This is a genomic window from Bacteroides finegoldii DSM 17565 (genome assembly GCF_000156195.1).
Taxonomy (GTDB): domain Bacteria; phylum Bacteroidota; class Bacteroidia; order Bacteroidales; family Bacteroidaceae; genus Bacteroides; species Bacteroides finegoldii.
Genome location: NZ_GG688320.1, coordinates 237,940 through 258,497, shown reverse-complemented (window position 1 = coordinate 258,497; position 20,558 = coordinate 237,940). Strand labels below are relative to the sequence as shown.

Below are 20,558 nucleotides of genomic sequence, written 5' to 3'. Positions count from 1 at the left end.
ATAAACTCTTAATCTGGAGTCTGATCTGCGAAAATCCGCGTTAATCCTGCGTTTTATCCGATTGTGGTATCGCGGAATTTACTTTTGAGGAAACAAGTGATTGACCAGGCTGTTCATGTAGACTTCCAGATTGGTGTATTCTTTGCTAAGTCCATAAACCGTCCCGTCAGCAGGATCATTCGGATTCAATCCGTTCTTTTTCTCCCATTCGTCAGGCATACCGTCACCGTCTGTGTCGGCAGGTGCGGTGGTTGTTTTATATTCTGGCCATCCGCCTACATCTTTCGGTTGGTCGATCATTCCGTTGGTGCTGCCATGAGAACCTTCGTAAGTATACTTCCCTTTCTTTGTTTCTTCCACGATGCGTTGGTCTACCGCGTCGCGGCGATAAGAAGCTCCGGCAAATTCGAGAACATCCTTGTACGCTTTCTTGGCAGGTTGCAATGAGGCGCGTTCGGCTATATCAAATATTTTGGAAGAGAGAACCTCGTCTTCGGGTGCGAATTCCTTTTTGATAACCAATCCGTAAGCATTGTCCCGGTTCACTTTGTAGAGAGCTTCCTTTTGTTTGTCTGTCAGGCTGGAACAGGTAGGATCCATATAGTTGCCGTCAAAATAGAACACTCCGTGAACTCCGGCTTTATTATTGTTCTTTCCGTCATCGGCGTATGCGGTGAACAGGCGTTTGTAAGAACCTTTGGTGGCACTGAAAGGTCCCGGCTTGTAGTAGTTGTTGATGAAATTGTACGAACCGCCTTCTCCTGCGTATGCTCCGTCACTGCCGTAATTGTATATTACGTTATTGAACAGGTCTACCTTTTCTTCTTCCGGCTTGCCGGTATAACGGCTTCCGCAGAGACGCGGTGTGCGGTTGGTGTGGTGTGCTAGCAGATTGTGGTGGAAAGAAGCTCCTTGACCGCCCCATATACCTCCGTAGCCGTGTGCTCCTTTTTCATGGATGGAGTTGGCAAGGCTTTCGCTGATGATACACCATTGGAGGGTGAAGTTACGGTTGTCATAGAATGTGGCGCATTCGTCCGTGCTCCAACTCATGGAGCAGTGGTCGATGATGATATTCTGATGCGCTTTTGTTCCGTTCATGGCATCGTCACCTTTTTGCTTGATGTCAACTCCCATACGCGAACGGATAAAACGGACAATCACGTTGTCCGCTTGGATGGAGAATGTATAGTTCTTCAGACATATACCATCGCCCGGTGCTGTCTGACCGGCAATAGTCAGGTCTCCGTTATTCACTTTCAATGATTTCTGGAGTTCAATGATCCCGCTGACCGCGAAAACAATGGTACGCGGACCTTTTTGATTGATAGCCCAGCGGAGTGTTCCCTTTGAACCGTCGTCGGCTAAGGAGGTGACGGTGTAGACTGCGCCACCGGCACCGCCTGTGGTGTATTTACCGGCTCCATCGGCTCCGGGAAAGGCGGGGACTTTGGAGCGGTCGATGGGACTAGGACAATTTTCCCCTATTATTGCAGCACTTGCAGCAAGGGGAAGCATGAATAATATGCAGAGTGTTCCTAATAATACTTTGTTCATAATATGATTTTTATTTTATCGGATATAAGTTCTTGACTAGGTCGTTTATGTATACCTCCAAATTTGTGTATTCAGCACTCAATTGGTATTTTACGCCGTCGGATGTATCATTGGGATTGAGCTTGTTTGCTGTCTCCCAGCTGTCAGGAATACCATCGCCGTCAGTATCTAGTGGAGCACTTTCTGATTGGTAAGTAGGCCATCCGCCTACATCCTGTTGTGAATCGATGATTCCGAATTTGCCTCCATTGCTTCCTGGGTATGTGTAGCTCCCTTCCTGTGTCTCTTGTATGATACGCGTATCTACAGCGTCACGTTTATAAGAAGCTCCGGCATACTTTAATACATCTGCGTAAGCCTCTTGCGCTGATTGTGTAAAGGTACTGACATCATTTGAAATAACAAATTCCGTTTGTGATTTTAATGCATTTTCATCATTGTTTGGATAAGGAATGGTTTCGTCCACACCGTTGACACTGATTTTCTGGTTTGGCTGAAAACCTACCCAATTGTCATTGTTGACTTCTGCAATAAGTGATTTGTTGCTTTGGTCAAGAGCGGCTGACGTATCGTCAAAATAGTTTCCTTTCAGATGAAATACTCCCCATACGCCTTTTGCCTGGTTGTTAGTTCCATCATCGGGACCTGGAGCGACAATACGGTTAATGACAATTTTCTTCGTGTTGGTAGCAGCACCCGGCTTATAATAATTGTTGACGAAGTTGTAATTTCCTCCTTCTCCGGCATAGCCTCCGTTGCCTGCTCCCCAATTGTAAAATACGTTATTGCGTACGTCTACCTTTTCATTGTCGGGCGAGTTGCTATAACGACTTCCGCATAGACGGGGAGTACGACTGACGTGGTGAGCTAATAGGTTGTGGTGGAAAGTGGCGGGAGAACCACCCCAAATGCCACCGTAACCGTGAGCCCCTTTCGGATGTATGCTGTTGGCAAGACTTTCGGCAATGAGACACCACTGCATTGTGAAATTAGTGTTACCATAAAAAGAAGCGCATTCGTCTGTGCACCAGCTCATAGAACAGTGGTCTATGATGATGTTCTTTTGATTCCTGCCGAAAATGGCATCCGCGTCTTTGGTTTCTTCGTTATTGATTTGCTCGTCTCCTAGACGGAAACGCATGAAACGTATGATAACATTGTCAGCCTCTAGAATAACCGGATATCTTTTCAGGCAGATACCGTCACCGGGGGCTGTTTGTCCGGCGATGGTTACATTTCCTTTTTGTATAGTCAGGTTTTGTTGCAGGTCGATGATTCCACTGACTGCAAATACAATAGTGCGAGTTTCAGATTGGTTGAGTGCCCAGCGCAGAGTTCCTACTGCACCATTGTCTGCAAGTGACGTTACTGTGTAGACTTTGCCTCCCGCACCTCCTGTTGTGTAGCGGCCAGCCCCGAATGCTCCGGGAAAGGCTGCTATTTTGGTACGGTCAGGTGTTGGATAGTCTATTAACTCTTCATCATTAGGTTCTTCTGTCTTATCTGAATTTCCGGGAAAATACTGATAACTGTTGGTGAGTTTCGCTTCGTCTTCCGAACAGGCTGCGAATGAAATTAGTAAACCGGAAAGAAATGCTCCGAATAATAACTTGTGCATAACTTTAATATTTTATTGATTGTTTATTCACTAAGAGTTCCGTATTTGTTGGCGGCTTTTACGGTGTAGGTTGCATCTGCATCACTTACGGTAAAAGAAGTGTCAGTCGTTTGTCCTTCAAAACTTCCGTCTGCCTTGAAGATCAGGTAACAGATTGCTTTGTAACGGGCGTCCCAACTTAAGGTCGTTCCGTTGAGTGATACATTTTCCGGGGTTTCCAATTGTTCCATAAACTTCTTGGGATTCCAGCCGTCTGAACCGTTTACAATGTTCTCGTAAGTATATTTAATGTATTCGGAGTAACTTAATTCGGTTTTACCTTCATAATTATATGATGTACCATTGATAGTGTATTTAGTCTTTCGCTGACTCATATCTACCGCCTTTCCTTTTTTGTCCGTCGTGTTGTATTCAGCATACAAAGCAGGTACGGCGCCCATATCTCTCCATCCGGCAGGATCAATGTCGAATTTCAGTTTGGTGTTTAGAAATACAGTGATAGGATTGTTCTGCCAGGGTCTTCCTAATGTTTGAGCAGTTCCTTTACTCGGTTGATAGTCGAGGCTTTCTGTTCCATATTTGTCAGGATCTACTTTGTTGATACCGTCAACTGTGCAATTGTTGAATACATATCCCCAATTTGTGCCGGTAGTATGATTAGCGGCAGTTATAACACTTCCGTAGCGTACATTGTATAAGGTCGTGTTTTCTATCAATACGTTTCCGTTTCCATAGAAATAGTCAACGGCGCCTTCTATCCAGCAATCACTGGCATAATGTCTGGCATTGATACCATTCTCAGATGAAGACTGTACTTTGGTTTGCCATGTATCTTGGAAAGATCTGAATTTACAATTGTAGAAAGCAATTCTGTCATTGGCTGTGTACATTGCTTCCGCCATAGGACCGATCAGTTTTTCTGTTCCCCATGTATTCACAAAAGATATATTTTCTGCATAAAAATCGGTAGCATAGATCATAGTTACAGCTTCTTGGAATCTTTGGCTTTGGTTAGCCTCGTTTCTCCACGAATACTGCCATGCTTCTTCTCCGCCGTCACCGGTAGCATTGCTGGCACTGGTTAACTTACGTGCGATGATTGTCTTTTCTTTGTCCTGTCCGATCAAATGTATGAAAGGCTTGATTTTGGGAACATTGATGAATTCTTCATAAGTCCCATTCGCAACAAAAATAAGATAAGGTTCCGTACGGTTGCTTGGAACAGCATCAATGGCATCCTGAATACTGGTATAGTCACCTTTTCCATTAGGATCGACTATAACGTCGAACAGTTTTGGGGTGATCGCTTCTTCCATGATCTTGAAATTCAGAGTCAGTCCCTGATACGGGTTTCCGCTATAATCGAGCAATGCTCCGGAAGGTATTTTAAAGGTACAGTCTGTATTGTCTGATGTGCTGTATTTATAGCGCACCACATTATTAAGAATGATAATTCGTATATCGGCATCATTGAATGTGATGGATGTATTGGGGGCTTGGCGAACTTTCTTGTTGAAAGTCAGTTCTACATAGCCACTGTTACTTTCCAGTGTGGCACCTTCTGTAATGTTGGAAGATACGAGCGTCAATGCGCTCGTGTCTTCTGAATTATCATCGTCTTTGCATGCGAAAACAGCTAATGCCAGCATACAAATGAATAGGTAATTGCTTATTTTATAAATATATTTTGTATTCATAAGTTGTCTTTTTATTGTTATTTATTCCAACGTTGGTCACCGTAAGTTTTATAGGTGTCTATTTTTACGGTGAAGTCACCGTTCGCGGGATTCTCAAAAAGATCGGTTGCTGGTATAGTCAACATTTCACCCCATGATTTTCCGCTTTCGTAGCTACTTTCAGATGTTGTAAATATATTCTCTTCTGTAACGATGGTTGCTCCTTTTTCGAATACTTTGTTTGTGGTCAAACCTCCGACAAGGATATTTCTTGCATTTATATTAATACTACCAGATTGACCGTCAATTAATACATAGCTAGCTCCGTATATTGTACAATAATCAATATTGAGGGTTATACCAGTAGTTTGATTGGCTTTTATAATTTTGGTTGGATTATATAAGGTGGAATTATTTAAGGAGATTGTTTGTATAGTACCTCCCTCTAATGCGAAAAGTCCATAACTTCCTATTCCGTTTAAATCGCAATCTTTTATTGTGATAGATTGCCAAACTCCGGTATTTCTAATACGGAATAATCCACGAGCTTCATCAATGACACATGACTCTATAGAAAAATTAGTGATATTGTTATCGGCTTTTTTCTGATCGACTATATAGTTTCCAGCAGAACCATTGGAATATAAATGTAAATTGTAGAATTCTACAGTGCCTAATGTTCCGTTGAAATTGAATCCTTTAGTCTTGATACTCGGTTTGGTATTAGTGGGATTACCCTCTATATCAGCTCCCCATATCAATAGTGAAGTAATAGATTGTGGAATTTCGGGAGTTATTCCGGTTAAATCAAGGTCTGTGTTTTCCGGTATAAGGACAGCCACCTTTCCGGTTTTGCTAATAGCCTCATTCCATGTGGTGATATCAGTAACTGAAACAAGGGTATATCCACTAGGAATGCCTTTTGCTGTTGTAAAGGTGGTCAGTGCACGAACGTACGTTCCTCTCATTAAAGCTACTGTATAAGTTGTGCTAGGCTCAAGTCCATCAAAATTCAATTGTCCTTGACTGATTTGTTCAGCTGTTAATGCAGTATAATGATCACTGACGCTTGGTGTTCTGTCTCCTCCGCACCATGCATAATGAGAAACTGTCGTGGAACCGGTTTGGATAGCTTCGGGATCCCAAACAAGGCTGACAGATGTTTTGGTAGGCGTAACACTTGTGAAATCTACCATTTCGGGCATTACTGTCATCGCTGTAGTTTCGCCACGCTTAATTTCTCCATTATAGATGGAGAATGTATATTCTGTTCCCGGCAGTAATCCTTCAATCAGTTTCTGTCCGGCAGCGACTTCTTCCGAAGTTATTTCTTTTGTTATAGGAGCATCTATTCCTGCTTTGATGATGAAATGCGTTACTTCCAGACCGGCTTCCCAAGTAATTAAAATGGTTTCTTCCGTAATGTTTTCGCTTGGAATGATACCTAATATTTCTTCTTTCGAAGTTTCGAATGTTCCGTCTTCCAAATATATCCAACGGGATTCTTTTCCACTTGCTACGGATTTGATGCGTAGATAATAGGTCGTTTCACCTAACAGACCGGTCAGGGTATAAGGCGATTTTTTGATTGATTGGTCTTCACCGTATACGATACTACCTGAAGCACTGCCCATTGGCATATTATCATCCATTTGTTCCCTGCTTGCTTCGATGATGTAATATTCGGTATTGGGGGTTGCGTCCCATTTAGCTTCAGCTGTTATTGCAGCCGGTTCCACAGAGAAGCTTGTAGTACCGAACAGTCGGTTACCACTAATGGTTTCCCAGTCGTTACCGTCTATGCAAGCGGCAACACTTAGGGAAGTGAGGAGTGCGAAGGCTCCTGTTTTTATAATATGTGTTAATTTTTTCATGATTACTTATTGATTAGGTATTAGTCTGAAAATCCGTATGAATTATGTAACATTCCGTTAGAAGCGGAGATCGTAGTAGATGCGATTGGCAGTAAGTAACGGTTGATAACTGCTACATTATCTCCTACTAGTCCACTGGAAATGGAAGGTAAATTGACTGTCAACTGAGCTTGTCCTTTGGTATCTGTCCGTTCCTTTCCCCAAAAATTGTTGTTGTCATCATAATCGCTGCTACTTTTTCCACTAGGAATACCATGCCAAGTGACGCTGCTGATGTCTATGCTCGTCTTGTCGTCATTGGAATAGTTGAAATAAATTTTTTCCGGATATGAGTTCTTACTAGAAAACAGTTGGCTTTCATAATCGCTTTTAAACTGTTTGATTTTATCAATCAATAAATTCCAGCGAATCAGGTCATATTTGCGGAAACCTTCTCCAGCCAATTCCCAAGCATTCTCGTCTACAATTGCTTCAAAAAAGTCTTCCTTTCCATTGATAGCAGCAATATAATTTTCGGCTTCAGATTTGTTTGCATCTGCAAATGCACGTGTATGTACCAATTCCAATGCTTTTCTAGCGGTACTAATACGGGTGGAGGCTCCGTTGTAAGTTCCGTCAGGACCACTGGCCAATTCGTTTAGGGTTTCGGCATACATTAATAATACTTGGGAATAACGCATCCGGACGCAGTTAATACCGGACATCCATTTGGCTTTACCTGTAGCGATGGCAACTTGACGCCATTCTTCATTCATTTGGCGAATGTCCCATTTTCCACAGTAAATGGCGAATGGTGTATTACCGAGCATTTTTTCTTTTAGAACATTGTTCTCTGTTTTTAATTGCAGGTTACAGCAAGTAATGTCACGACGTTGGTCGCCATCCTGGAAAGACCAGAAGTATGGAGCTGTCATCTTAAGTTTACCGGAGGAGTTTCCTTGTTCACCGTATAAAGTACTAAAACCGTTCATTCGTACGCCGACTGTGTAGCCTAGTTCGCCACTGACTCCTAATCCCATCGGTATTTCGAAGATGTTTTCACGATAAGTTTCATCCAATTGGCGTTGGTTGATCAAATACCATTCATTGGCGAATGATGGATTTAACTGGTGGGTGCCATTATCTATGACAGTTGCCAGATGTTTCAGTGCCAATTCATACATCTTGGTGCGGGTAGCGTCATCGCAACGTTGGGTAGGATAGACCGGATCCGAGTTTTTGTCTGCGGTAACATAGCCGTTCTTCTGTTCTTCACGAATACTCCATCCGGCTCTTGACAAAGCGATATTTGCCAATAAGGAATGGGCATATCCTTTAGTCACCCGTTCTGTAGTGTATGCAGAAACTTCTCCTGCCCATGGTAATAGGGTAATTGCTGTTTCCAAATCTTTAATCAGCTCATCCATGATAACATCCCGATCACTTTTCCCTAAGTAAACATTGCCCAAATCCGGGTTGGAAGACTCGCTTTTATAAGGTATATCGCCAAAAAGGCGGATTAAGTCAAAGTAGACCATAGCACGTATTGTCAACGCTTCACCTTTGAAACGTTCCATCGCCCGTTGGTCACTGTCACCTGACGTTAATAAGGGGCTCTTATTAATTCCTTCAACAATCAGATTTGCATTTTCAATAATTGAATACATAGCATCCCATACATTGGACAGTTTTGACCATCCCGGACTTACATTGTAATTCATTGCACCACGTTCGTGAGTTGTATTGTTGGCATCAGTTCCTAGACCATCAACCAGTTCACAATCTGAATTTGTACTCAGAACGATAGGTATGTCACGAGAGTATGTGGCATCTTGTGTCATAAGTCCATAAAGCTTATTGACTGCCAGTTCTGTGAAGAAAGTAGATTCAAATACATTTTCTCCGGGTTGTTCGGATGGTGCTGTCTGGTCTAGGAAGTCCGAACAAGCCGTAGTACAGAAAAGGCTGGCGGACAGAAATAATATCTTTGCTATCTTTTTCATAAAATAATCTCCTTTGTGTTAGAATTAGAATGTTACGTTAATACCACCGACAAATGAACGGCTTTTCGGATAAGCAGCATAGTCAATACCTGGAGTCATCGGATTTCGTTTGCTGCTGGTATCAACTTCCGGATCGGTACCGGAGTAGTTAGTCAGGCAGAAAAGATTATACCCGGTTACGTAGATTCGTACGTTTTGCATATAACATTTGCGAATCCATGACTTAGGAAGTGAATAACCGATGGTAATGTTGTTCACACGTAAAAAAGAGGTATTTTCAACAGCATAGTCTGTCAACTGCATTTGAGTGACGGCTACCGGATTGTAAATGCTGGCATTTGCATTGATTTGATTCAAACGTGATATGATTCCTGCTTCACCACCATAGTAAGCAAGTGCGTCTGAACTTATAGATTTGCCTAAATTATAGCCGGTTGTCGGATCAATCCAAGTGTAGCGTTTTCCAGAACAGAAGTCTTCATTCAGGTTGTAACCGTATGAAGTTCCGGCAAAGAATGAGGTAGCTAGTTTGGTGGCATTAACAATCTTATTTCCAATAGAGAAATTGAAGAAGAGAGTGAAATCAAAGTTACCGGCGCGACCATTGAAGCCAAAACCACCATAAACCGGAGCTACTGTGTTACCTAGCTTTTGTTTGATCGGTTCTCCATTCTCATCACATTCTACTTTTAATCCTCCGGGGAAATAACTTCCGCCTGTAATGTTTACGCTATTGTCTTTCAGACCGTCCTTCAATACCCAGTTTGTTCCGTTTAGGATTAGTTCGCCTTCCGGATTTGTTACAGGGTCATAGGCTGTATAGAACCCGTTGGTTTTGTATCCCCAAATTTCTCCAAGTCGTCCGCCTTCTTCTACACGGAAATCCTCATATTTTGCGATGGTACTTCCGCCCCAACCGCTACTTTGCCACGGATTGTCCGTATTTAGTTTCTCAATCCTGTTACGGTTGTAGGAAATATTGAAATTAAAATTCAGTCCAAACTTCTTCTTGTCAGCAATGATCGCATTCATAGATAGTTCTACACCTTTATTGGAGGTACTTCCGAAATTTTGGTATTGGTAGTTATAGCCGGCATTAGCCGGTATTTCCGTTTTCATGAGCAAGTCGTTGGTTGTATTCCAATAAAGGTCAATAGAACCGGATAAACGATTATTCCAGAATCCGTAGTCGATACCAAAGTTTCTTGTGACGGTTGTTTCCCATTTTAATTTCGGATTGTATAGATAACTGCCCAATTCCATCATGCTGGTGCGATCACCATTGAAGAAAGGAGCACGGGCAGTATTGCTTGACAGTGAATATGCTGTATATGTCAGTCCTGAATTGATACGGTTATTACCTGCAGTACCATAGCTTAAACGTAATTTCAGACTAGAAAGCCAATTGCGCGTGTTTTGCATGAATTGTTCATCAGATATACGCCATGCCAATGCAGCTGATGGGAATACTCCCCATTGATTGCCTTTGGCGAATTTACTGGAACCATCTGCACGAACGGTTACGGTGAGAAGGTATTTGTCCATTAATGTATAGTTGGCTCGACCGAAAAAAGAAAGCAGATTTTCTTTGGCAGCAAGTGTTGTTTGATTGGGTAATGCTGTTCCTGCACCGGCAGTAGACAAAACTTCTTCAATGCTCATGCTGGTAGGAAATGCGACAGAAGTATTCTCCAATGTCTTTTTTTCGTTACTACTTACTTCGTGTCCTAAAAGTACATTGATTCTATCACGTCCTCCAAACAGCTTTTTGTTATCGTATGTCAATGTATTTGCATTACGCCAGTTTTTAGTAGTAACTCTAGTGAATACAGCTTGCGGTTGTCCGTTATAGCCTAACTTTGAATTTTGTGCACCATCGGCATTCCAAACCTGATCAGTATCTTCATACTTCCATCCGTAACCGAATTCAGAACGGAATGTGAAGTTTTTGAATGGTTTCCAGTTGACGCCTGCATTATAATTCTGATTGAAAGTAGTCTTTTTCTTATATACTCCTAATAGGCGTTCTAATGGATTCTTTGTGGTATAGGCATTATTTGCTTCATCATCACTTGCGTCATACGCCATTGGATTGACCGGGCGGAAACGGGTGGCATTGGCTACAATGGAATTAGCCGCATTTGATTCGTTCGTGTCAGCACCTCCACTCAGACCATCTAGTGTACTGTAGCTCATACGTACGTTGAAATCTAAAGAAAGCCACTTGTTTAATTCTGAATTGATCTTAGCATTCACATTGTCTTTATTGAAACCTGACCCTAACATTATACTCTTTTCGTCATTGTGAGCATAGCTGATGTTATATTTTAATTGCTTGCTGCCGCCACTGACATTCAGGTTATATTGGGCTTGGTTGCCGGTACGTCCGAATATCTCATCCTGATAATCAGTACCTTCCATTGTTTTCCAAATATCCATATCTTCAAAAAGACCGTATTCTTCCGTTCTTCCGGTTTCATATTGATAAGCCACATAGTCGTATGGGCTCATAACTTTATTGAGTTTAGTAACCTTTTTGAAACCATAGGAGGCACCGAAATCAACTTGTACTTTCCCTTCTTTGCCACTTTTTGTAGTAATGATAATAACACCGTTTGCACCACGGGCACCATAAATAGCAGTGGATGATGCATCTTTTAAAACATCAATACTTTGTATTTCGGATGGGGCAATGTCACTGATACTTGAAACCGGAAAACCGTCTACAATATATAAAGGTGAATTATCTTGGGATAAAGAACCACCACCGCGAACACGAATTTTTACGTCTGCATCAGGAGCTCCTTCGGTTGTTGTAATACTTACCCCTGCAAGTTTTCCAGTAAGGGCTTCGGTGGCACTGGATACCGGAACAACTGCCAGGTCCTTGGAATTGACAGAAGCTACCGATCCTGTTAAATCTCTTTTGTTAACTGTTCCATAACCGATTACGACTACTTCATCCAATGCTTTAGAATCATCGGTCATCTGTACGTTAATTACTTTTTTACCTTGAATTGCAATTTCTTGAGTTTTCATACCTATGTATGAAATAACCAATGTTTTCTTCCCATCAATCTTGATGGAAAAGTTGCCATCCAGATCTGTAATCGTACCGTTGGTCGTATTACCTTTTTCAACAACGGAAGCGCCAATAACAGGCTCTCCACTGGTATCTTTCACATTACCTTTTACAGTAATTGTTTGTGCAGATACGCTGAGCGATATTGCTGCAAATAGCATTAACAGCAAGGTACGCATGTTTTCCACTTTGTTAGACATTCTTTGCATGTTTATAAATAGTTATTAATTTGATTTAGCTGTATCACTTTCTTTTTCTGTGTTTATTTATCGCTACAAAAGTATATGAATGTAAATATAGCTATGTGTAATATTTGTTTTTCGCTTCGTATTTTTTGTTATTTAGTACTTTGAGAGTAGTATCTCTAGAAAAAACAATATTTCAACATCTTCTTTCCATTACTCTTTTACCTTTGTGCCGTCTGAAAGAAAACATTAATCTAATAATATGTAATTTGAATGATGAAAAAGTATTTTTATTTTTTATGTATTACCATTCTACCTCTTTGTGGCGTTTGGGCTTGTTCTAATGAAAACACGGAGTCTCATGATGAATTTGGTAATCAAGGAGAGAATATTCCTACTGCAATAAAGAAGTTGGATTATGGACAATTATTAGCTTTCCCCGGTGCAGAAGGACATGGACGAAGTACTACAGGGGGGCGAGGAGGGAGTGTGTATCATGTTACTACATTGGAGGATAATCCTACTAATCCTCAAAAAGGTTCTTTCCGTTGGGCGCTTACTCAAAAAGGAGCAAGGACAATCGTTTTTGATGTGGCAGGTACAATTAAACTAAAAGCTCAGTTAAAAACAACAAATGATAATTTGACAATAGCTGGACAAACTTCTCCAGGTGGTATTTGCATTGCTGATTATGACTTTGTAATCAATTCTAATAATGTAATTATTCGTTTTATGCGTTTTCGTCCTGGAAATGTAAATTTAGACTCGGATGGATTAGGTGGGATGGATAAAAAGAATATTATAGTAGACCATTGTTCTATCAGTTGGTGCACGGATGAATGCCTATCTGTATATGGAATGGAAAACTCGACAGTGCAATGGTGTTTGGCTGCTCAGGCGTTACGTGATACTCCTTCGAAAGATAAACCGCATGGGTTTGGAGGAAACTGGGGTGGTCATTATGCTTCCTATCATCATAATATGATTGCACATTGCGAGAGCCGTGTCCCACGTTTGGGACCTCGTCCTACTACGTTAGCTCTGACAGAATGTGTGGATATTCGTAATAACGTTTTTTATAATTGGGCAGGTGAAGGTTGCTATGGAGGGGAAGACCAACATGTCAATCTCGTGAATAATTATTATAAACCAGGACCTGCTACGGACAAGGCTTCTTCTAAAGTACAGTATCGTATTGCTAAAATAGGAATCTATACACAGGAATATGTTCAGAAGAACCCTTCTTTTGCACCGTATGCACAAAAATGGGGAACCTTTTACATTGATGGAAATGTGATGGAGGGTAATAGTGGAGTGACTGTAGATAATTGGACGAATGGAGTGTATGCCCAACAAACGAATGATGACAAAGTGGATAATATGTGGACAAGGGCTGCTCAAGCTGGGTTGAAATTATCTAAGCCATTGGATTACGGGACAGTGACTACCCATACGGCAGAAGTTGCTTATAATAAAGTAATGAAATATGTTGGGTGTTGTGATTATAGGGATAAAGTCGATAATCTGGTTATAAAGGATGTGAAAAATCGGGGGGCATCTTACACTGCTTCCGGCAATTTAGATGGGTATATCAATACACCGAACGATATAATAGAATTAGGAAGTAATTCATGGCCGGAATTATCATTGGATACTAAACGTTGTGTGATAGACTCTGATGGTGATGGTATACCGGATGAATGGGAAATAGAGTATGGCTTAGATCCCAATGATAGCTCGGATGGAAATAAGAAAATGATTGATGTAAATGGCAAATATACTAATTTGGAAATGTACATGAATAGTTTGGTGCACGGTATCGTTCAAGACCAAAATGCAGATTAGTAATTTTCTTCTTTCTATTCTTTGTTCCTTTGCCATTTGTTTTCTATTGATGAATTAAAAATCCTCTCCATATTCTTATTTGGAATATAGAGAGGATAATTTTATTGACGAGAGTTGCATGGGGTATGGTGAGATGAAATCATAATTGGGGAATAAATTGCACAAGACTTTCACAAGTATCCTCCCGTCAATGCCTAAAATCATGGCAAAACTAATTAAATAATTTTTTGAATCGCAATATTTATTAATTTATCTTATGGTAATTATGAAATATTTAATATATTGAAGATATTTTGCACTAACTTTCTGTAACTCACTGATTTTTCTTATGTTTGCCGATTAAATACTAAAAGAAGGGAGTAAATATGTCCACACCTATATTATATAATGACTTTCCAACGTTTTTGAGGAAATACTTTTCTTATAAAGTACAAAAGATATCATTAAATGCTGGGTTTACGTGTCCTAACCGGGATGGAACGAAAGGGTGGGGAGGCTGTACATATTGTAACAATCAAACTTTTAATCCCGATTACTGTCGGACGGAGAAGTCCATTACTACTCAGTTGCAGGAAGGAAAATACTTTTTTGCACACAAATATCCGGAGATGAAGTATTTAGCCTATTTTCAAGCATACACAAATACGTATGCGGAGTTGGAGGGGCTAAAACGCAAATATGAAGAAGCTTTAAAGGTTGACGGTGTTGTAGGGCTAGTGATTGGAACCCGGCCGGATTGTATGCCGGAAGGACTGTTGCATTATCTGGAAGAACTGAATAAACATGCTTTCCTCATGGTAGAATATGGTATAGAAAGTACTTGTGATAAAACTTTGCAACGTATCAACCGTGGGCATACGTATGCGGAAACAGTGGAGGCTGTAGAACGAACGGCTGCCTGTGGTATTTTGACAGGTGGGCATATTATTCTTGGACTTCCGGGAGAAACGCATGAAACGATGGTGGAGCAAGCCGGAATCCTTTCCCGATTGCCTCTATCTACCCTTAAAATTCATCAGTTACAGTTAATTCGGGGTACTCGAATGGCGCATGAGTATGCTGAAGTTCCGGACGATTTCCATCTGTTTACGGAAGTGGACGAATATATTGATCTGGTAATCGATTATATAGAACACCTCCGACCTGATATGGTGGTGGAACGTTTTGTTTCTCAATCTCCTAAAGAATTATTAATAGCACCGGATTGGGGATTGAAAAATTATGAATTTGTGGCACGTTTACAAAAAAGAATGAAAGAAAGAGATGCTTATCAAGGCAAGAAGTATAAGGATTCGGAAAAAAGGATTATTTTTGCAGATGATAAGTTTACCACTTAATAACTGAAGAATGGAACATAAAACAAGAATTAAAGGAAATGTCCACTATGTGGGAGTAAATGACCGTAACAAACACCGGTTTGAAGCGATGTGGCCATTGCCCTATGGAGTTTCATATAACTCTTATCTGATTGATGATGAAATGGTGGCATTGGTGGATACGGTAGATATCTGTTATTTTGAAGTCTACTTGCGTAAAATAAAGCAGGTGATTGGCGAACGTCCCATCAATTATTTGATTATAAATCACATGGAACCGGATCATTCCGGCTCTATCCGATTGATAAAGCAACATTACCCGGAAATTATTATTGTGGGTAATAAGCAGACCTTTGGTATGATTGAAGGCTTCTACGGAGTGACTGGCGAACAGTATCTGGTGAAGGATGGGGATTTCTTAGCTTTAGGACATCACAAACTGCGATTTTATATGACTCCGATGGTGCATTGGCCTGAAACGATGATGACCTTTGATGAAACGGAAGGAATTCTTTTCTCCGGTGACGGATTCGGCTGCTTTGGTACATTGGATGGCGGTTTTCTGGATACTGGCATGAATGTAGACAGATATTGGGGAGAAATGGTACGTTATTATTCAAATATTGTAGGTAAATATGGAAGCCCTGTACAAAAGGCTTTGCAAAAACTGGGCGGACTTCCTATTTCTGCTATCTGCTCTACTCACGGACCCGTATGGACAGAGAATATTGCCAAAGTGATTGGTATCTATGACAGACTGAGCCGTTATGATGCGGATGAAGGTGTGGTGATTGTGTACGGAAGTATGTATGGAAATACGGAACAAATGGCTGAGGCTATCGCTGCAGAGCTTTCGGCACAAGGAATCAAAAATATAGTCATGCACAATGTGACGAAGAGCCATCCTTCTTATATCATAGCAGATATTTTCCGTTATAAAGGATTAATCATCGGTTCGCCTACTTACAGCAATCAGTTATTCCCCGAAGTAGATGCGTTGCTTTCAAAGATTCTGTTGCGTGAGGTGAAAGGTCGCTATTTAGGTTACTTCGGTTCCTTTACATGGGCAGGTGCTGCTGTGAAACGTCTGGCTGAATTTGCGGAAAAGAGCAAATTCGAGTTAGTGGGCGATCCTGTGGAGATGAAGCAGGCGATGAGGGATATCACTTATACTCAGTGCGAAAATCTGGCACGAGCAATGGCGGACCGCTTGAAGAAAGACCGATAAAACAGTGAATGAGATATTATTTATTAACTAACCTATAAAACAATCGACTTATGAGATTAATTATTCAACCGGACTATCAGTCTGTATCTCAGTGGGCTGCACATTATGTTGCTGCAAAAATAAAAGCTGCTAACCCAACTCCTGAAAAACCATTTGTATTAGGATGTCCTACCGGTTCTTCCCCACTTGGAATGTATAAGGCTTTGATCGACCTGAATAAGAAGGGTATTGTTTCTTTCCAGAATGTCGTAACGTTCAATATGGATGAGTATGTAGGTTTACCGAAGGAACATCCGGAAAGCTACTATTCTTTTATGTGGAATAACTTCTTCAGCCATATTGACATTAAGCCGGAGAATACAAATATTTTGAACGGTAACGCTCCTGATTTGGATGCGGAATGTGCACGTTATGAAGAGAAAATTAAATCATACGGTGGCATAGACCTGTTTATGGGTGGTATCGGCCCTGACGGGCATATTGCTTTCAACGAACCGGGATCCTCACTGACTTCACGCACTCGTCAGAAAACATTGACAATGGATACAATTATCGCTAACTCCCGTTTCTTTGACAATGATATCAATAAAGTGCCTAAGACCTCATTGACAGTGGGAGTCGGTACTGTGCTTTCTGCAAAGGAAGTGATGATTATCGTTAATGGTCATAACAAGGCACGTGCTTTGTATCATGCGGTAGAAGGCGCTATCACTCAGATGTGGACTATCAGTGCTCTGCAGATGCACGAAAAGGGTATCATCGTTTGTGACGATGCTGCTACGGTAGAACTGAAAGTAGGTACCTATCGTTACTTTAAAGACATTGAATCCGCTCATCTGGATCCAGAGTCTTTGATTTAGTAAGAAGTGGAATATACTCTATAAAAACGGGCTGCAATCAATTCAACGTTGATGCAGCCCGTTTTCTATATGAACAATCAGAGTATGAACAATTATAAATGGTTCAATTCTCCTCTAGCCACCCTTTTCCCTGACGCACGATTTCCGGTTCGTTTTCTGTGCATTTTACGACAGTTGACGGTTCTATGCCTCCGATACCTCCGTCAATAACAAGATCCACGATATCTCCGAACTTTTCGTCTATAAGTTCCGGATCGGTTATATACTCCAAGTCCTCGTTTTCCTCATGAGGCAGGGTGGTAGTCATGATGGGAGCGTCCAGCAGCCGTGCTATCTCTCGGATAATATGATTGTCCGGCATGCGGATACCTACTTCCTTTCGGTTACGGAAAATCTTAGGCAACCGATTTGTTCCGTTCAGAATAAAGGTGAATGGTCCCGGAAGGTTATGCTTCATAAGCTTAAATACATTATTGTCGACTTTGGCATATTCGCTGATACTGCTCAGGTCATAGCAGATAATTGACAAATTATTCTTGCGCGGATCTATCTCCTTAATACGACATATCCGTTCTATCGCACGTTCTTTCAAACCATGACAACCGATAGCATACATCGTGTCGGTGGGATAGATAATAAGTCCGCCATCATTCAGGATATCAATGATTCGTTGTAAATCCTGCGGGTTATTATTTTTATCATATAGCTTCAGAAGCATAACCTTTTTCTCCTTTTTTATTTGAGTTTCTTCTTTAAGAAATCCAGTGCTTTCTCTGCCGCCTTTTCCGTCACTTTCTGCTTGACAGAATCTTTATTGGCGGTAGCGGCTGAATCCAGACCTAGTTTTTGTCCCAGTTTGCTGATAGCCTCGTCGGCTACGGCCTCAACAGCCTGACTTGCCATGCTCTTTGTATCAACACTGACTTTAGGAGAGGTAAACGAGCCTCCGATCTTCAAGTCAAGAGTCATCAGCTTGGAAATGTTACCGGCAGAAGCGGGCAGCTTGATCTTTCCTGTATAATCGATGGTTTGGTCGAGTCCCGTACTACCTGAAAGATTCAAGTTGTAGTCACCCATCTTGATATCAAACGGTTTTGTTTCCACACGTCCGTCTTTGATAGTGAACTCCAGTGTCATATCTTTCACTTTCATTTCCTTCAGACTCGGCTGTTTCACAGCGTCGGCAATCTGGTCAATCGCTTTTACTCCACTCAGACTGAGATCGCGGGTGGAGAGGCTGCCGTCTCCTTGCATTGTGTCCAATACAGGGCTCATAGTTGCGTCCAGATCAGTCAATACATTGATACTGCCGGAGAAATTACCTTTCAGGTTTTCAAAGATAGGAGCCATCTTCTGTATCATATCCAGTTCTTTGTAAGCCTGTGCGAAAACGATATTCGACAGTTTGAATCCGGCTTTCATCTCCGGTTTCTTCACGTTGGCGGTAGAATAATATCCATTCATTACTACATTTCCTCCCATTGTATTCATGGAAAGGTTTTTCATGTCTACCTTACCGTCTTTCACAATGAGTTTGCCATTCATGTTGTTGAAGACCATCTTATCGAACAATACTTCTTTCAGATTAGCGTCCATTTGGAAGTCAATGTTACGGGGGACTTCAAAGATTCCGGTTGAAGTAGCAACCGAGTCTGTAGTGGCGGTATTCGGTGTTGCGTCTGTTCCTTCGGCGGAATCACCCATGAAATCATTCAAATTAAAATGATTGGAGCGAATGTTCAGATTTCCTTTCAAGGTAGTTCCTTTCAGTACATATCCGATATAGTTCTCGAAGCGGCTATCGGCTGTGATATCATTCTTTCCGATATTGACGGTCGTTTCGCTCAACTGAAGATACTTCGGAGTAAAAGTGAAAAGGGATTTCTGGATTTCTACATCCGGCATATCCTTCATCTGAAGTTTCATGCCTGTCAATCCGATCGTACCGGCAGCCTGTATATGTTCATATTGTTCCTTTTCTATATAAGAAAGACGGCCGGACATCTGCATATCGGCATTGATCGTTCCATTCAGCTCCATATCACCGAGTGGATACACTTGTTTGATCATACCTAAATTAAGGATGCCCTTTGCTTCCGCTTTAAAGTCCGGGTCGCTGATTGGAGTTTTCACGTTGGCAGTCAGACTGAACGGATTTCCTGCCAGACGGAAGCTGAACGGATTGATGGTAACGGTAGTCAAGTCAATATTTCCTCCCGGATTCTGAACATTGGCGCTGATGTTGATTTGATCTACACCAGCCGGTAGAGCCGGATAGCGGAACATGGCATTCTTGATCTGCATATCGATATTGAATGCGGGTACGGTATCTCCCTGCAGAACGCCTTTGGCAGCAGCAGTCAGAGTAGCAGTCCCGTCAGTTTTCAGACTTGAGAACTCAGTAGCATAGATGGCCGGAATCAACGAAAGAATTTCTTTAAATCCGATATCATTCGTATTAAGTTTCAAATCCATGTCGATAGCGGGATCTTGTAGGGCAACCCAGCCGTCAATACCTGCCTGAATGGCATTAAGGCGGATAGTATTATCCTTCAATGTATATTTATTATTGGCTAAGTCGGCGTCTATATCCATTTTAGCGGAAATATTGGCATCTGCCAAGAAAGGAATGCCGTTCATCTTGTAAGTCAAAGATTGGGTTTCCGCTTCCAGTTGCAATGTGGTACGGTCACTTCCCAAATCGCCGGAACAAACGGCATTGAAGTCACGGATGTCAGCATACATTTTCCCTTGCTGATCGTCATAAACCAAGTTCATGTTTTTGATGACAAACTGTTGTAGCTTCACCTTGAAAGGAGAAGATTCCTCTTCTGCCGTAGGTGTTTCCTCTGTTGCTGTGGTGTCCGGCTTCATGATATCCCAGTTCACTTGCCCGTCCGGCAATACAATAGCGTGCAGCCGGGTATCTTCAATGAAGATTTTAGAAATATCATAGCCACTATCTCCGAAAAGTGAAAATAGATTGATAGCTGCGGTAACCTCTCCGGCTTGTACGAGAGTATCGTTAGCGAATTCTCCTGCACCTTTCAGCCAGAAATCTTCGAGTGTGACAGAAGCCTGTGGAAAGTTGCGGAACAGGCTAATGTTAAGTCTCTCAAAATCAAATTGTGCATTAAGCATTTTGTTGCCTTCTGTCTTTACGATATCGGCTATCTTACCTTTGAAGGCGAAAGGGAGAAGGAGCATGAGGATGATAATAACTCCTACAGTGATAGCTGCGATTTTCAAACCTTTTTTCATTTACTTTTATTTTAAGAGTTTGACGAATATACAAGAGACAAAACTAATAAAACTTTTTGATAATAAAGGATAAA

Annotated in this window: 12 protein-coding genes; 4 read left to right on the top strand and 8 right to left on the bottom strand. The window is 41.5% G+C overall.

The features are described 5' to 3' along the window. Positions 1–78: 78 nt before the first annotated feature. From BACFIN_RS13420 to BACFIN_RS13445, 6 genes are read right to left on the bottom strand one after another with little or no spacing between them, the layout of a single operon-like run. Positions 79–1,518: a hypothetical protein gene (locus tag BACFIN_RS13420; protein WP_007751147.1), complete on the bottom strand. Its 1,440-nt coding sequence runs from the start codon at positions 1,516–1,518 to the stop codon at positions 79–81. A 49-nt stretch (positions 1,519–1,567) separates the two neighbouring features. Then, positions 1,568–3,175 carry a polysaccharide lyase domain-containing protein gene (locus BACFIN_RS13425; RefSeq protein ID WP_007751146.1) on the bottom strand — a complete coding sequence of 536 codons (1,608 nt, stop codon included), beginning with the start codon at positions 3,173–3,175 and terminating at the stop codon, positions 1,568–1,570. Positions 3,176–3,198: 23 nt separating this feature from the next. Beyond that, positions 3,199–4,872: a pectinesterase family protein gene (locus tag BACFIN_RS13430; protein ID WP_032839400.1), complete on the bottom strand. Its 1,674-nt coding sequence runs from the start codon at positions 4,870–4,872 to the stop codon at positions 3,199–3,201. A gap of 17 nt (positions 4,873–4,889) precedes the next feature. Then, complete coding sequence (locus tag BACFIN_RS13435; RefSeq protein WP_007751142.1) at positions 4,890–6,725, bottom strand: DUF5123 domain-containing protein; 1,836 nt, start codon at positions 6,723–6,725, stop codon at positions 4,890–4,892. Between the two features lie 20 nt (positions 6,726–6,745). Next, positions 6,746–8,707 (bottom strand): RagB/SusD family nutrient uptake outer membrane protein, encoded by a 1,962-nt coding sequence (locus BACFIN_RS13440; RefSeq protein ID WP_007751139.1) that lies wholly within the window; start codon positions 8,705–8,707, stop codon positions 6,746–6,748. Between the two features lie 24 nt (positions 8,708–8,731). Then, positions 8,732–11,989: a SusC/RagA family TonB-linked outer membrane protein gene (locus BACFIN_RS13445; RefSeq protein WP_032839399.1), complete on the bottom strand. Its 3,258-nt coding sequence runs from the start codon at positions 11,987–11,989 to the stop codon at positions 8,732–8,734. Positions 11,990–12,250: 261 nt separating this feature from the next. Here BACFIN_RS13445 and BACFIN_RS13450 point away from each other — a divergent pair, with 261 nt between their 5' ends. The 4 genes from BACFIN_RS13450 (at position 12,251) to nagB (ending at position 17,223) form a co-directional block, all read left to right on the top strand. Then, positions 12,251–13,819 (top strand): pectate lyase, encoded by a 1,569-nt coding sequence (locus tag BACFIN_RS13450; protein WP_373692031.1) that lies wholly within the window; start codon positions 12,251–12,253, stop codon positions 13,817–13,819. A gap of 365 nt (positions 13,820–14,184) precedes the next feature. Then, positions 14,185–15,156: a TIGR01212 family radical SAM protein gene (locus BACFIN_RS13455; RefSeq protein WP_007751133.1), complete on the top strand. Its 972-nt coding sequence runs from the start codon at positions 14,185–14,187 to the stop codon at positions 15,154–15,156. Positions 15,157–15,166: 10 nt separating this feature from the next. Then, positions 15,167–16,363, top strand: a complete 1,197-nt coding sequence (locus BACFIN_RS13460) for an FprA family A-type flavoprotein (protein WP_007751132.1) — start codon at positions 15,167–15,169, stop codon at positions 16,361–16,363. A gap of 50 nt (positions 16,364–16,413) precedes the next feature. After that, on the top strand, positions 16,414–17,223 hold the full coding sequence (gene nagB / locus BACFIN_RS13465) for a glucosamine-6-phosphate deaminase (RefSeq protein ID WP_007751131.1): 810 nt from the start codon (positions 16,414–16,416) through the stop codon (positions 17,221–17,223). A 103-nt stretch (positions 17,224–17,326) separates the two neighbouring features. Here the strand turns inward: nagB and BACFIN_RS13470 are convergent, their stop codons facing one another. Both BACFIN_RS13470 and BACFIN_RS13475 read right to left on the bottom strand, forming a co-directional pair. After that, the gene (locus BACFIN_RS13470; RefSeq protein ID WP_007751128.1) at positions 17,327–17,941 is read right to left on the bottom strand and encodes an L-threonylcarbamoyladenylate synthase; all 615 of its coding nucleotides are present in this window, start codon (positions 17,939–17,941) and stop codon (positions 17,327–17,329) included. 17 nt (positions 17,942–17,958) lie between these two features. Next, entirely contained in the window at positions 17,959–20,484 is a 2,526-nt protein-coding gene (locus tag BACFIN_RS13475) for an AsmA family protein (RefSeq protein ID WP_007751126.1), read from the bottom strand. Positions 20,485–20,558 lie beyond the last annotated feature (74 nt).

Bases quoted from the DNA above. Each gene is read 5' to 3' on its own strand.
- BACFIN_RS13425 (WP_007751146.1), bottom strand. From the start codon at position 3,175: ATGCACAAGTTATTATTCGGAGCATTTCTTTCCGGTTTACTAATTTCA.
- BACFIN_RS13460 (WP_007751132.1), top strand. From the start codon at position 15,167: ATGGAACATAAAACAAGAATTAAAGGAAATGTCCACTATGTGGGAGTA.
- BACFIN_RS13470 (WP_007751128.1), bottom strand. From the start codon at position 17,941: ATGCTTCTGAAGCTATATGATAAAAATAATAACCCGCAGGATTTACAA.
- nagB (WP_007751131.1), top strand. From the start codon at position 16,414: ATGAGATTAATTATTCAACCGGACTATCAGTCTGTATCTCAGTGGGCT.
- BACFIN_RS13455 (WP_007751133.1), top strand. From the start codon at position 14,185: ATGTCCACACCTATATTATATAATGACTTTCCAACGTTTTTGAGGAAA.
- BACFIN_RS13445 (WP_032839399.1), bottom strand. From the start codon at position 11,989: ATGTCTAACAAAGTGGAAAACATGCGTACCTTGCTGTTAATGCTATTT.
- BACFIN_RS13435 (WP_007751142.1), bottom strand. From the start codon at position 6,725: ATGAAAAAATTAACACATATTATAAAAACAGGAGCCTTCGCACTCCTC.
- BACFIN_RS13450 (WP_373692031.1), top strand. From the start codon at position 12,251: ATGAAAAAGTATTTTTATTTTTTATGTATTACCATTCTACCTCTTTGT.
- BACFIN_RS13420 (WP_007751147.1), bottom strand. From the start codon at position 1,518: ATGCTTCCCCTTGCTGCAAGTGCTGCAATAATAGGGGAAAATTGTCCT.
- BACFIN_RS13430 (WP_032839400.1), bottom strand. From the start codon at position 4,872: ATGAATACAAAATATATTTATAAAATAAGCAATTACCTATTCATTTGT.
- BACFIN_RS13475 (WP_007751126.1), bottom strand. From the start codon at position 20,484: ATGAAAAAAGGTTTGAAAATCGCAGCTATCACTGTAGGAGTTATTATC.
- BACFIN_RS13440 (WP_007751139.1), bottom strand. From the start codon at position 8,707: ATGAAAAAGATAGCAAAGATATTATTTCTGTCCGCCAGCCTTTTCTGT.